Origin of the sequence: Rhizobium sp. CRRU65, from assembly GCF_048551595.1 — a bacterium.
Classification (GTDB): Bacteria; Pseudomonadota; Alphaproteobacteria; order Rhizobiales; family Rhizobiaceae; genus Rhizobium; species Rhizobium leguminosarum_J.
In genome coordinates this window covers 512,236-526,286 of the sequence record NZ_JBLYZH010000001.1, presented here as the reverse complement: position 1 = coordinate 526,286, position 14,051 = coordinate 512,236, and the positions used below count along the sequence as shown (strand labels likewise).

Here is a 14,051-nt window from a genome sequence, read left to right as displayed (position 1 = left end):
GATAGATGACAAATTCGGGATCGAGATGGCTCAGGTGGGAGCCACACATTCATGCTCCGGGTACGGTTTTGAATGACCAATTCAAAGGGGCGGACAGCCGGGAACAATACCTTCGCAAAATCGAAACGGCGTCCCCAACAATCCGGGCTCTTGGGGTGACAGACTACTATCTTCTGGACACCTATCAAGAAATTCGCGAGGCCAAGCACCGAGACGGCCGATTGAAAGATGTGGACCTGATTTTCCCCAATGTCGAGCTGCGTCTCGCTTTCGGGACCGTCAAAGGAAACTGGGTAAACTGCCATCTTCTCGTCAACCCAGAGGAGGCGGATCACGTAGAGGCGACGCGGCGCTTCCTTTCACAGCTGACCTTCGACGCATTTGGCGACCGCTTCAACTGTACGCCCGAAGGACTTACCCGGCTTGGAACGAAAGTTGATGGCAGTCTTTCTGGACGCGCGGCACTGGCTCGCGGGGCGACGCAGTTCAAAGTTAGTTTCGAACAGCTGGTTGAGTCATATCGCGCGGTTGAATGGGCTGGGAAGAACATCCTGATCGCGGTTGCTGGAAGTGAACACGATGGCACCTCCGGCATGCGAGGGGAGGCTGAGGGCGCTCAGCGACAGGAAGTTGAGAAATTCGCAGACATCATTTTTTCAAGCAGCAGCAGCCAGCGCGAATATTGGCTGGGGCGAAAGACGTCCGAGTCCGATATCCGGACCCGTTACGGCGGATTGAAGCCCTGCCTGCATGGTAGTGATGCCCACGACAACAGTAAAATCGGCGCCCCCGACGGCAGCCGCTATTCCTGGGTGAAGGGTGGGGCGCATTTCGACACCTTGAAACAGGCCGCGATTGATCCGAGCGGCCGGGCCTATGTCGGAGTGGCGCCGCCAACGCGCGCCACGCCATCTCAGGTCATATCGAGGGTCACGATAAAGAATACCGAGTGGGCCAAGACCCCTGAAATACACCTTAATCCTGGCTTGGTTGCAATTATTGGCGCACGGGGTTCCGGAAAGACGGCCCTGGCCGACGCTATCGCTGCGGGCTGTGATGCTGCCTCTCAACATTTAAGCGCAGCCTCGTTTCTCGTTCGCGCCGGCGACCTGCTGACCGACGCGTCCGTGGAAATCGAATGGGGTAGCGGCGACCCTTCAGAGCGGGCACTTCTCGACTACGAATACGATCCCGAACTGGATGGGCGATCAGCGCGTGCCTTGTATCTGTCTCAGAAATTCGTCGAAGAGCTTTGCTCGGCAGACGGTGTGACCGACGCGCTGCTTGCCGAGATCGAGCGTGTGATCTTCGATGCGCATCCGGAAAAGGATGGTACTTTCCGTTTCGATCAGTTGCTCGAACTTCGCGCTGAGCGCTTCCGGCTCGCGCGACAACGGGAAGCTGAGGCGATAGTATCTCTATCCGATCAGATCGGTCTGGAACGTGAGAAGCGCCGGCGAATAGCTAGTCTGAAACAGCAGATCAAGCAGAAGGAATTGACCGTAAAGGGGCTCGAGGGCGATCGCGACAAGCTCATCGTCAAGGGCAGCGAGGCCCGTGCGGAAAGACTGACTGAAATCGCCAATGCCGTCGAAACCGTCCGATCGAAAGTCCGGTATTTCGTAAACCAAGAGACTTCAATCCAGTCGCTGCAGGACGAGGTGTCCGCGTTTCGCCAGAACAAGGCTCCCGAGGCACTAAGAGTGACGAAGGGAAGTTATGTCGCGGCAAGGTTGGACGACAACGACTGGCAGGCTTTTCTCCTCGAATATCATGGCGACGTCGATGCTGCATTGCAAAGCAAACTATCGGCGGCTCAGAAAAGCGCTGCCACCTGGCGGGGCACGAAGCCGGCCCCCAATCCAGATCCCAATCAGTCTTATGTAGGCACAGACGTCGATCCAAAATCTTGCTCGCTTGCGGTACTCGAAGCCGAATCTGGTCGCCTTCAGTTATTGATCAACATCGACACCGAGACTGCCAAGAAGTTTGGCGATCTGGTGAGGCGGATCGCCGAAGAGAATTCACAGATCGAAAACCTGAAGACAAGCTTGACCGATGCTGAAGGCGCCGCCGAACGAATGCGGACGCTAAGCGGCAACCGGAAAGACGCCTATCTGCGGGTCTTCAGTTCAATCATTTCTGAAGAGACTGTCCTTCGTGATCTCTACAAACCCCTGGTCGATCGCCTGCAGGCAGCCGAGGGCACGTTGCGCAAGCTGTCGTTCTCGGCGACACGCAAGGCCGACGTGAAGGACTGGGCTGCGTCGGGTGAGAAGCTTTTCGATCTCCGCCGCGGCGGAGACTTCAAGGGGAAGGGGTCAATTGAAAAGTGGGCGAATACCCATATCAAGCATGCATGGGAGAATGGCGACGTTGCTGCCATCGACAAAGCTATTCAGCACTTCACCGACGAATGGCAGGATGAGCTGATGTCCGTGGCAAACGTTGCGGATGATGATTCTCCCGCCTATCGCGGCTGGCTGATGCGTTTTGCCAAATGGCTGTTCAGCACGGATCATATCCAGATTGAATACGGGATCGACTACGAAGGAACCGACATTACGAAGCTGTCGCCCGGCACCCGCGGGATCGTTCTCCTGCTTCTCTATCTGGCGCTCGATGAGAAGGATCACCGTCCGCTGATCATCGACCAGCCCGAGGAGAACCTGGATCCAAAATCCATATTCGATGAGCTCGTCGGGCTTTTCGTCGCTGCCAAGGAAAAGCGCCAGGTCATAATGGTGACCCATAATGCAAATCTGGTGATCAATACCGATGCGGATCAGATCATTGTCGCGCGGTCCGGTCATCATGCGCCAAGTGAGCTGCCGCCAATAACCTATCGGTCCGGAGGCCTCGAAGACGCTGATATGCGCAAGGATGTTTGCGATATCCTCGAAGGTGGTGAGGCGGCATTCATGGAGCGGGCTCGCCGGCTGCGTGTTCGCCTTGAACGATAGCTGGCGATGAATTTAACCGAAGTGCAAGGCAAAACTATGAAATCCGATCCCGGGACGCGCGGACAAAACGAACTGGTAGGATGGTGCGAGCCCGAACATCTGATAGCGCAGAAGCCGGACCCAGACCGGCTGGGTTGGGATTTTCTCCTCGAAGCAATCCCCGATCATTCCGCCGATCGTCCTCTCGACCAGCAAAATTCGCTCCCGAAGTTCCTGATCCAGGTCAAGTCCACCGAACAACAATCGAGGGCTCCACGCATAAAGCTATCTGCCCTGAAGCATCTCGTCGACGCTGATTTGCCGGCCGCGATCGTTGTGCTCTACTACACAAAGGGTTCGCGACGATCGACCAAGCGGGTAATCATACCCATCGACAATGGCGTGATTGCCGACAAATTGCGCGCAGTTCGCGAGCAAGAAGCGGCCGGAAACCGAGCGATCCATACCGTCAAGGTTCCAGTTCCCCTGACGCGCGGTGTGGAAATCGGGCCGGACGGAGAAGGGCTTTCGGCAAGCCTCCACGACATACTCGGGAGTGACCCGACCAGCTATGTCAGCCGCAAGATTGACTACCGAAAGAGTTGCGGATTCGACGAGGAACCGACCGTTGGGCGGTTCTTCGTCCCCGGTGAGAATGCCCGCCACAAGCTCGGGGAGCTTTTTCTCGGCGGACCGCGCGAAATTGAAGTGAATGACCTGACCATCGAGCGGCGCAGGTTCGGGATACCATTGAAAAACGATCAGCTCTACATCCGTGACGCAATCCTCGCGATGGATGCGCCACCGCTGTCCTCGGCTTCGATCGAGTTCGAGGCTTCTTCGGGGGAGTGGATTGCACTCAGCGTGGACGTCTTCATTGCTCCACCGTTTGGAGAAGGGAGCAAGATCCGGTTCGCTAATAGCTTTTTCGAGGTGAACCTCGATTTTGAGAAAGGCTGGGCAGGATTTAACTTCGACTATTCAGGAGAGCGCGACGTTGAATTGGGCGAGGCTGTCTCGATAGTGGAGCTCGGTGCCATCCTCGCTCGGGACGTCAAAACGATCATTATACATTTCGGTGAAGCGCGTCTGCCGCTGGAGATTTCATCCGACAAAGGACCCTTCTCGCACTGGATTCCGGTAGCTCCAGTGCTGCGCCGCATTAGTGATGCTATCGATAGATCTCAGCGTCGTGCTCGCGGCCAGATAAGATTGTCATCATTCTACGAGTGGGTTGAGCACAATGCCGAGCTTTTGGCTCTGGGCTCAACACCCGGCGTGAACATGTTCTTCCCCCGGTGGGCAGATGATGCTTTCGTCGATAGCCAAGAGGTTATCTTGGTACCCATGTCGGTCGATATCGCCGGCATATTGTACTCCGCCCTCGTTGAGGTGCCGATCGTTTCGATGTCCAAGGCAGACGATGAAATCAAGTTGATTGGAGGGCAACCGCTTGTTGTCGACGACGTCGTGCGCGCGCAGGGCTCGAACATCTCCGATTTCGTAGATCTGGGGGTCGAGAAGTCGCTCAGACGCCGGAACAGTGACGGTCCGGCTTTCGTCTCCGGCGGATTTGAAAATTGGACGAGTAGTGCGAAACGCGACTGATAGTCAGCCGATCTACATCAGAAAAATCCTGTTGACGCGCTTATTTCGAACGAGGGATACATAATGACGACGACCGACCTGGACGATCCTTCAAAACCTGAGTTTGCGTCTTACGATAGTTATAGGAATTTCGCGTTCCAGGTCAGACATCAACGGCGCTACGTTTGGGATGGGCCAGTGCAGGCCTTCGTGGAAACGGTCCTGGCGACGATTAAGGATCGCGATGTCGATCTGAGCGAAGGGATGGTTCTTTTTCGAGCACAAGCAGGTGTCGACTATTATTCGCCGGGTAAGAACCGAGCGGAGGAGCCATCCGGTTACGGTGCTGAGCGGATGAAACCTCGACCGAATAGGTCGACGGAAGGCCGTGCAAACCCTGCCGGGATGTCGGTGCTCTACCTCGGGACGACGGAACAGAATGTGATTTCGGAGATCCGCCCCTGGGTGGGCGCCGAGGTTTCCGTCGCACAGCTCAAACTAAAGCGAAAGCTCCGCGCATTGGATTTGTCACGAGGTCATGGGAAGTCGCACCTTAACCTCGTCTTGAGGCATATCCTCAAGGGGACACCAATGTCTGCGGAGGAAAAAGAAAAGGCAGTCTGGATCTCGATCGACAATGCGTTTTCCCAGCCTGTAACGCGGTCCGACGATATGGCGGACTATGTACCAACCCAGATTCTTGCGGAGGTCTTCAGAAACGCCGGCTATGACGCGATCGGTTATAAAAGTCAGTTTGGAGAGAAGGGTCTCAACATCGTGCTCTTCAATCCGGGCGACGCAGACGTTATCAACTGCGCGCCCTACCAAGTCACAGGATTGGAGGTGTCTTTCAAAGAGATCGGAAACCGCTGGTACCGGGCGGAGAAGCCAAGAGCATCTCGATCGCGAAAGAGTGTCCGATCGAAAAAGGACGCGAATTCATAGAGCAGATTGGCAGTGCTCTCTGAACCGGATCATGTCACCTCGATGGAGCATATCTGATCTTCATGCGATGCGATTTTTACGCGAATGCCTTCCCGAAGGAGTTGAGACTTCAAGTCTTCGGATTGCAGGCCTTAGAGATCATCGGGCGTTGCGACGCGCCCATCCGACCACGGATCCAACCAACTCAGCCACAGCCGGGCTCCCGACAGTAATGTTGGCATGGGATTCGATATGATGATAACTCGCGAGCGGTATTGTGCCCGCAACGAAACCTGTCCGTCTTGCCAATATATTCTTGGTCCTTTTGTTTTCTTGCCGATAGGTAATGACGGCCCTTTCTTTCGAGCTTGTTGCCGCTCCCGGGTGGATCGCTTGGGCGAAAGGGTAAGGCAGGTGGTGATGGTGAGCGTGAAGTAAGGTCACATCGTATAGGCGTGCGACCAGTGTGCGCATCTCATCGAGGCTACCATCCGTCCCTACGTCCTTGCACTCTATTGCCACCCGAGGCCGGCCAACCGGACTTCCACCCGACAAACGAAGATCTACGCCTACGCTCTGAGGCACGATTGCAACGTCGATTTCATGCATCGCCTGGCTACGTCCGTAGAACTGGATCCCGTTCCAGATCTCCCATGCTGGGCGGGTCCTCCAGCGGAAACCGATCACGCTTGCGTTGTCAGGACCTGCCGAGGCTGGCGCGACCCCCGTTGGCGCTCCACCTCGTTGGATGAACCGACGGATAGGGTCAGAAGAGCGGATCGTGGTGCCGTCCGAGCGTTGTAACCAAACGGAAAAACCACTGCTCCGCAGACCGAGCGCCACTTCTGTCATAACAAACAGTTCGAACGCTCTGCCTGCGCCGGAGGCGTGCGTAAGCATGGTTGCCCTGCCCAAAATGGTATTCAGGGCCGTCGAAATGGTTGGGATCATGACTACACCTGCCCACGAACTTGAGCGGACCAGGCTTCGAGCTCTTTGCGAAGACCCGGCAGTTCTACCGAAGCTGCAACGATGTCATTGCGTCCGAGTTTGCGCGCGCCATCTCCGTCGGCGAGCTCGATCGTCACTTCTTGCTGTCCCTGTTTCGGAATGATTGTGGTCTTCGCCGCATTCCCATTTACGATCGTGTCGAGATTATCTGCTGCTTTGCCAAGCTCAGCCAGCGTAGCGTCCAGCCGATCCGCGACGTATTGCACTGCCCACTCGATCTGCTCGTCACCTGATATTGGAGCCGCTTCGCTCATGGGACTGACGACAAACTCGGGCGAGCTGTCGGATTGAACTTCGTGGCGTGCCCGGGCCAGATTGTCGGGCGATTCCTTGGGGTGCCTCCCGGCCTGGATACCCTCCATAAGCTCGAAAATCATCCAGTCCAACTGCGAAGCCCTTAGTGTTTCGAAAAGCTCGAAAAGGCGAGGGTCAAGTGTTGCCATATCAAATCCGGGTCGTCTCTGGCCTGTCGGCGTAACACGGTTAAAGTATGCATCAATTAATTGTATTCATTGAGAATATGCAAGATTAAGTCATAGACCGGAGCACTTTTTCGCTCGCACCGAGAACGATGGCGGCGAGACGGGCTCAAGTATGTCCGCGGCCAGCCAAATCGGCTCGCGGAAAGAAGAAGGCCGCTTGAGCCATCCCGCATCGTACCGTTTCGACCGGGTAAATCACCTTCGATGCGAGGGGAGGGATGCCATTAGGTTATCATTTCTTAGGATCGATCTGCGAATTCAGGAACATCGGAAAGAAGCTGCGTTGCGGCTTTAGGCGTAGTACGTCGGTCGTGGCGATGGTGTTCGACGTTCGTCTGGCACCGCCCGCATCGGTCACGATCTCAAGGTCGGGGTTGATCATGACGCTGGCATGAATATCGTCCATGTGGGCTGGCGTCATATTGTAGATGCCCCGGTAAAAGTCGCCGACTTGGATCGCGTCCCCGTATTCATTGACCAGCCGCGGGATATCGTCATGGAGTTGATCGCGCGCGCGCACCCGATCAGCCTCCTCAAACAGATACAGCCCGCTCGACGGATCGGATGCCGTGTATGATAGCATTCTCAAGCCTGATCTGCCGAAGTGCGCCTGCATGGTGCTATTGCGATGCAGGACGTTGTTGTATTCCTGTCTGGCCCGGTAGTTATTGGAGAAGTGGATGAGCCAATAACGCCATCCTGTGGGATTGTTGATGGAGAAGGGGCTGACGAACGCCGCGCAATCGTGGAACGACTCGAAAACCACTTTTTCTGCGGATCCGAGCCAGCTGTGATTGCTCATTTGCTCGCCGAGTGCGTCGAGCGCTTCAGGGGTAAGATTGAGGTGCTTTAACTGCTTTCGATATTGCTCAGCGTTTCCCTTGCGTAGGAAGGCGATGAGCGCTTCGATCATGAACGTATAGAATATTTCCGGAGCACGGAACGAGCGCATGATGTCTGTCAGCGTCGAACTGTGTACCTGTGAATGACCGCACTGGTCCAGATTGAACAATACGCTTGGATAGCTACCCCGCTCGAGAAGCGCCTTGATCTCGGGATAAGCCCGTTCAAACGGCTTGTTCAAGAATTCGACATGAACATGAAGCTTTGGCTGCGTATCCTTGATCGCCGCCAACACCGGCGCGACCTGGGTCTTCAAAAAGTCCACGACCTCCGGGTCGTCATCGTTCAAGATCAGCAGACATTCGATGGACAGTTCGGCCATTTTATCGGCCGCGCGCTGTATGTTGAAAGTCTCGGTTGCAGCCAGCAATGCCTCGAGGAAGATGATTGGTGAACCTGGACTGCCGTCTTCATATCGACCGCCGCCAGCAAATCCATCGACTATAGCTACCCGGAACTTCGATTGCTGGGGAAGCCGGCAACGAACCCAAAGGTAGCGGTCGAAATATTCTCTGAGTATTTTATGCTTTTGCTTTGTATGATCCTCGAGCTTTGCCCCCTTCGCGAACGTATAAGGCTTGGCAACCATTGAGGATCTCCTGCGATGCAATCAAATTGAGTTGGGAGCCGACGGCATTTCATCCCATACTCGGTCGCGATAGATTCGGCCATTAGCCTTCTTCGAGCGGCGCTTGTTATCTTTGCCCCAGGTTCCCCATTGCTTGAAGAAGAACGCGGTATCTGCGTCTTGGCATTGCTCATAAATCTCGTCGATCCAGTTCTCGCGGATCGGCCGTGCGGCATGGCCGCTCTCGCCGCCGACAATCGCCCAGTGGATACCATTGAGATCAACGTTGCCCACGCTGCCGATCAACGGCTCGAAGGAGATGAACCGGATCGCCGCTGGAACGCTACGCAGAGCGCTGATCCGCCCAGCGACTTCGGCGTTTTCCACGCTGGTACCAAGCCAGACATTCGGCAAAATTTGCATTTCGCGACCGTTCAGAAAGTCGGCCATCCTTTCCGGCCGCTTCGTGAGAATTTGATAATGGTGATAAGGGGTTTGCTTCATGATGTCCCAGACATCGGAAATGAAGTCGTCCGTCACGCCCTCATGAAATAGGTCACTCATGGAGTTCACGAAGATTTTTCTTGGCTTCTTCCATTTCAACGGAATCTGAAGCGCCTCGCGATCTTCGCGTACTATTCCTTTCCAGACCACACGCTTCCCGCTTCGTCGCGTCAGGCCGACATACTTGTCGATCTTCATCGCGTCGAGCCGCCGCGCCATCTCCATCGCATAGCAGTTCGTGCAGCCGGCACTTACAATCGTACATCCGGCAACCGGATTCCACGTTGCGTCAGTCCATTCGATCTGGGTTTCAGCCATCTTCTTCGACGCCTCTTTCTTGCTTACCTACACGACACCGGCAGATAAAGTACAAACTGTGCGTTAACACTTTGATTCTACTTGATTTGCTAAGCTTGCTTTTTCTGCAATCCTCCCCGCAAATTCGGAACAAAATAGGAATCCCATTAAGCAGCGTCAAATCACAGAATTGCCGCTTAGTTGTCGATCGCGCTAAGACCTCGCCAATTTATCCATTTTGCTATTTTTCAAATAACCAACGGGCCAGGGGAGGGTACATTTCCATTGAGCAAGCTCCACACAATTTTTCCGGAGGATGGGGTTCGAACCGCGATCCTGGAAGCGACATTCACGTCCTTCGGTCTGAAGAATTTGCCATCAATCGCAACACTGAAACCGCAAACCATGTTTGAACTCGGTTTGACGACTTGGCACGCCGCTATGATGTCCGGAAAGTTCAGCGTAGCGCCAAATATCCTTGGGGATCTGGTAGATCGGAGGGAGCCGCATCTACTGAAACATGTCAGCCGCGCCTTGAACCGGAAAGTTCTGTTCGATCTCAGCTACCGGCTCGCGAACGTGCCCGGAACTGAGACGATCCAGCCAAAAACGCAGGTTCTCGTGGCCCATGTCTTTCCGAACCGCATTCATATCGGTGATGTACAACTACTCGATCCGCGGAAACCAAAAGGTGGCGCGGAAGCCGATGACGATCAATCGCATGAAAGCCTTCGGTTACTAGGCCCTACGATCGAAAATGCTGTGAAAGCCGCTCGTGACGTCGGCGCTGATCAGATAACGCTCACTGCGGCAAACGGGGAACTTGTCTCGGTTTTCAGCCGACACGGGTTCGCGGTCGAGGAATCCCCGTTCGCCAAGCAAGCTATGGCGATGGGCTTAGGTATTCCGATGCAGATTGATTTTTGAGACCGATAGGGAAGCTCCTCATCGCCGCCTGATTTCCACTCCTCCTCGCCATGCCGCAGCGACACGAATTAATGTATAATCCCGTGTGTCCTTGCCTCGCCGGGCTGGTGGAGGAAGACTTGATAAACTATTTACGGTAAGATTCGTTATGTGAACGAAAAGGCAACGCAGAGACAACCACAATATGGCCCGAAGCGATCTTCTCATCTCCCTTGTCAGAGCCGGCGCCGCCGGTGATCGGGCGGCGTTGAAGTCGACGACCGAGGCATTGGTTGCGGACGAACGTGCAAAAAATCATCACAGCGTTGCCGATCGCCTTGAGCGGGCTCTTGCTGCTGTCAACGTGACACCTCCTGCACTGACCACGAGTTCTTCCCAGTCCGGCTCAGGTAAGGATACGATACTCGAACTTGAGCCGAGGACAACGCTCGGGCAACTGATGCTGCCGTTGCCGGTTGCTCAGGGCGGCCAACAGCTTGTTGAAGAGCATACACGTGCCGACGTTCTTCGTGCCCACGGTTATGAACCTCGCCACCGCGTCCTTTTGTCTGGACCGCCTGGCAACGGTAAGACGTCATTTGCCGAAGCGATCGCTGAGGGTTTGGGCCTCCCCTTCTTCGTGGTCCGATACGATGCGTTGATCGGAAGCTACCTTGGCGAGACGAACGCTCGGTTACGAAAGTTGTTCGATTACATTCGCACGCGTCCAAGCGTCCTCTTCTTCGATGAATTCGATTCGATCGGCAAGGAGCGTGGTGACACCCACGAGACCGGCGAGATCAAGCGTGTGGTCTCCTTCCTGCTTATGCAACTCGACCAATTGCCGAGCTATGTCGTTGTGATTGCTGCGACCAATCACGCGGAACTGCTCGACCGTGCGGTTTGGCGCCGGTTTCAGATGCGTCTGAGTTTTCCAGCCCCGGACCGCCAGCGTATCGAGGGGTTCCTCCATAATATTATCGCCCAATGGCCCGATATCCCTAAAGCAACACCAAAGACTATCAGTGGAAAACTCGGTCCGGTAAGCTTCGCGGAGGCTTTGGATTTCTGCCAGAACGTGCGAAGAAGGCAGATACTCGGCTTGGGGGAGCTATCCGTCGATGACGCTCTGCGTTCGGAGCTCGACCTCTGGGCTACACGCGTGGGACCGGAAATTCTGAATGGCGAGCGATCCGACCAAACCGATGCTGAGGCTGAGCCCGGGCGCACCCGCTCAAAGGCAAACCGGCCGGCCAGCAAACATCCAAAGGCCTGACCCATTCCCTCGTCAGCGGCAAGACCAGCAGTTTACGCCGCGATTTGCCCGCCTCGCGCAGGTTCTTCAACGCGATCCCACTGGATTGTCCTTGCGCGTCGATCCGACCGCGCTCGCTCCAGAGCGACTTCTGGTCTTTGAGGTGAAGGGCGATGTCGCCAATTTTGCCCGCGCCGTTAATCGGGTACCCGGCCTTGAACTGATCGATGAAGAGGAACTTCCAGGCGACGAGGACAAGGCGCCTTTTGCATATCTCCTCGTGCCAGACCTCGCCGCTCTGCGTCAGATCCTATCGCTCTGGCAGACATGGCTCGCCCGAGGCGAGCTTGCTGAAGGGTATGCGCCTTGGCGCGACGTGTTTGCCTGCCTCCGCGACCTTCGCGTCTGGGGACCTTCGGATCGCGTTCAGCCATTGGATGCCGAAATCCTTGAGGAAGAAGTGGACGGAAGGGACGACGACGAGCTCCTCACTCTCGAACTTGAGCTGATCTACCGGGCGGCGGCAGGTGCCGGCGCTCTCGCCGAGAGTGCGGTCGTCCAGGCAATCGAACAGGCGGGCGGCCGACTTATCCATCGCGCTCGCATCGACGATATCGCCTACCACGCTGTTCTCGCCCAGATTCCTGTCGCGGCAATCCGGTTGGTGATCGAGCGAGCACCCGGCAGCCTGGCAGGCGTCGAGCCGATCATGCACATCCGACCCCAGAGCTTGGTCACCGGCATTGAGGCGAACGACATTCTTGCGCCAGGTGCGCCTGTTTCGGAGGCGCCCGTGAGTAATGCGTCGATCCTAGCCTTGCTTGACGGCGTTCCAGTCGCAGGCCATCCGCTGTTGCAGCGCCATCTGAATGTCGAGGATCATTTCGGGCTTGAACCCCACGCGCTCGTAGCCCAGCGTGTCCACGGCACCGCCATGGCGTCACTGATTGTTCACGGCGACCGCAATCGACCGGAACCACCCCTCCCCCGCCAAATCCATTGCATCCCGGTTTTAGGCGATCAAGATCGCTTCCCTTCTGACCGCTTGATCGTCGACCTGATCTATCAAGCTGTGTTGCAGATGCGTGGCGGCCTGCAACCTTCTGCGCCGTGGGTAATTATCGTCAACATCTCACTGGGAAATCTCAGGCGGCCTTTCCACGGACAGCTGTCACCTTGGGCACGCCTGCTTGACCGCCTTGCCTACCGCTTTGGTATTCTTTTTCTTGTCAGTGCTGGCAATATCACGCAGAGCTTCCCGGTTCACGCCTTCGACACCCGGCTGGCGTTTGAAGACGCGAGTGCTACCCTACGTGCGCAGGGCGTTGTTCGCGCCATCGGGGCAATCGTCGCAGACAGACGGCTTCTTTCTCCGTCTGAATCCGTCAATGGCTTGACGATCGGCGGCCGGAACCTCGACTGGGTTCCGCAAGCTGACCGTGCATCGGCGCGGGTCAACGTAAATCCGTTTACGGACCTCGATATGGCGAATGTATCCAGCGCACTTGGACCCGGTTTCGCCAATTCCGTAAAGCCGGACATCCTTATGCCTGCGGCTCGCGAGCATCTTCGTGTCATCGGCAGTGGCGGCGGCGTTATCGTTATTCCCGCGGGTGCCGCGAGAGGTGCGGGCCTCAAGGTAGCCGCTCCACCGCGGCCCGGGATGGAGGGTGCCGAGGCTTACACGAACGGCACAAGCGCCGCTACGGCGCTAGCATCAAGGACTGCCCATCGCATCCACGACGCCCTCGAAGCTGCTTATGGCCAGGAATTCCTGCAGTTGGCTGGAACCCACCGAGCCGTGGTGATTAAAGCGCTCATGGTTCATCACGCTCGCTGGCCCGAAGAGGCCGCGGCTCTTGTGAAACGCCTGCTGGGCCCGTCTGGAAGAGGCCAGGCTTCACGTCAGAAGGATAATATCCGCAGGTTCTTCGGCTATGGTGTCTTCGACGCAGATGATGCCGTAGCCTGCGCCTCAGATCGGGCGACCTTCTGGTGCGTTGGCAACCTCGGCCGCGGACGCGTTGTCGATGTAGTTGTTCCGATCCCCGCTGCAATGGGTGGTCAGGCCCGTCCTCACGCCATTTCGGCGACATTGGCCTGGTTCACGCCGGTTTTACCCGGGAGAAAATCATACCGATCCGTGCGGATGAAGATTCTGGAACCTGAAGATCTCGAGGGTTTGGCAGTCGATGGTCATGGTCACCAGCCGGACATGAACCAGACCAACCGTGGTACCGTCTACACACGCCATTGGGCTGGCGTTCGCGCTGCCGTTGTCGCCGAGGGGAAAACGATCACCTTAAAGATCCAACGAGATCCCGACCCCGCAGCGCCAGTCGACGACGCTGTTCCCTTCGGGCTGGCCGTGACGCTCGCCATGCCCGGAGAATTGCGCCTCTACGACCAGGTTCGCTCGCGCCTTCAGCCACGGCCGCCACAGCGAGCGACGCCGTAAATGTGCTCACACCTGGTATCGATGTTTGCAGTAGGCCCCCATGTGGGCCACACTCGAGGACAAGCATCTGGCCATGAAGGGATTTTCGTGTCGAACATACCGACTTAATGACGGGGTCAGCGGTTCGAATTGGTTCAAGAGCTAGATTGCTTGAGAGATAAATCTGAACAACCTGGCACACATATATTCATTGCCTAACAGCTCGGAGAAAGAA

Annotated in this window: 9 protein-coding genes; 6 read left to right on the top strand and 3 right to left on the bottom strand. The window is 56.2% G+C overall.

What is annotated here, in order from left to right; all coding sequences use genetic code 11:
* The first annotated feature begins 5 nt into the window (after window positions 1–5).
* The 3 genes from ACM5SV_RS02495 (at window position 6) to ACM5SV_RS02485 (ending at window position 5,474) form a co-directional block, all read left to right on the top strand.
* Window positions 6–2,963 carry a TrlF family AAA-like ATPase gene (locus ACM5SV_RS02495; RefSeq protein ID WP_131607115.1) on the top strand — a complete coding sequence of 986 codons (2,958 nt, stop codon included), beginning with the start codon at window positions 6–8 and terminating at the stop codon, window positions 2,961–2,963.
* Window positions 2,964–2,969: 6 nt separating this feature from the next.
* A complete protein-coding gene (locus ACM5SV_RS02490; RefSeq protein WP_419424988.1) occupies window positions 2,970–4,550 on the top strand; it encodes a hypothetical protein in 1,581 nt (526 codons plus the stop codon).
* A 63-nt stretch (window positions 4,551–4,613) separates the two neighbouring features.
* Complete coding sequence (locus ACM5SV_RS02485) at window positions 4,614–5,474, top strand: RES family NAD+ phosphorylase (protein WP_131607118.1); 861 nt, start codon at window positions 4,614–4,616, stop codon at window positions 5,472–5,474.
* Between the two features lie 932 nt (window positions 5,475–6,406).
* Here ACM5SV_RS02485 and ACM5SV_RS02480 read toward each other — a convergent pair.
* The 3 genes from ACM5SV_RS02480 to ACM5SV_RS02470 all read right to left on the bottom strand — a co-directional run bounded on the left by ACM5SV_RS02480 (window position 6,407) and on the right by ACM5SV_RS02470 (window position 9,239).
* Window positions 6,407–6,907 carry a hypothetical protein gene (locus ACM5SV_RS02480; protein ID WP_131607120.1) on the bottom strand — a complete coding sequence of 167 codons (501 nt, stop codon included), beginning with the start codon at window positions 6,905–6,907 and terminating at the stop codon, window positions 6,407–6,409.
* 271 nt (window positions 6,908–7,178) lie between these two features.
* On the bottom strand, window positions 7,179–8,438 hold the full coding sequence (locus ACM5SV_RS02475; protein WP_131607122.1) for a three-Cys-motif partner protein TcmP: 1,260 nt from the start codon (window positions 8,436–8,438) through the stop codon (window positions 7,179–7,181).
* A gap of 21 nt (window positions 8,439–8,459) precedes the next feature.
* On the bottom strand, window positions 8,460–9,239 hold the full coding sequence (locus ACM5SV_RS02470) for a phage Gp37/Gp68 family protein (protein WP_131607123.1): 780 nt from the start codon (window positions 9,237–9,239) through the stop codon (window positions 8,460–8,462).
* A 264-nt stretch (window positions 9,240–9,503) separates the two neighbouring features.
* Between ACM5SV_RS02470 and ACM5SV_RS02465 the strand changes: the two genes are divergently transcribed.
* From ACM5SV_RS02465 to ACM5SV_RS02455, 3 genes are all read left to right on the top strand, one after another.
* Window positions 9,504–10,145 (top strand): hypothetical protein, encoded by a 642-nt coding sequence (locus ACM5SV_RS02465; protein ID WP_419424987.1) that lies wholly within the window; start codon window positions 9,504–9,506, stop codon window positions 10,143–10,145.
* 184 nt (window positions 10,146–10,329) lie between these two features.
* Window positions 10,330–11,400 carry an AAA family ATPase gene (locus ACM5SV_RS02460; RefSeq protein WP_131607127.1) on the top strand — a complete coding sequence of 357 codons (1,071 nt, stop codon included), beginning with the start codon at window positions 10,330–10,332 and terminating at the stop codon, window positions 11,398–11,400.
* On the top strand, window positions 11,306–13,837 hold the full coding sequence (locus ACM5SV_RS02455; protein ID WP_245510189.1) for a S8 family peptidase: 2,532 nt from the start codon (window positions 11,306–11,308) through the stop codon (window positions 13,835–13,837). Before ACM5SV_RS02460 ends, ACM5SV_RS02455 begins: the two co-directional genes overlap by 95 nt.
* Window positions 13,838–14,051 lie beyond the last annotated feature (214 nt).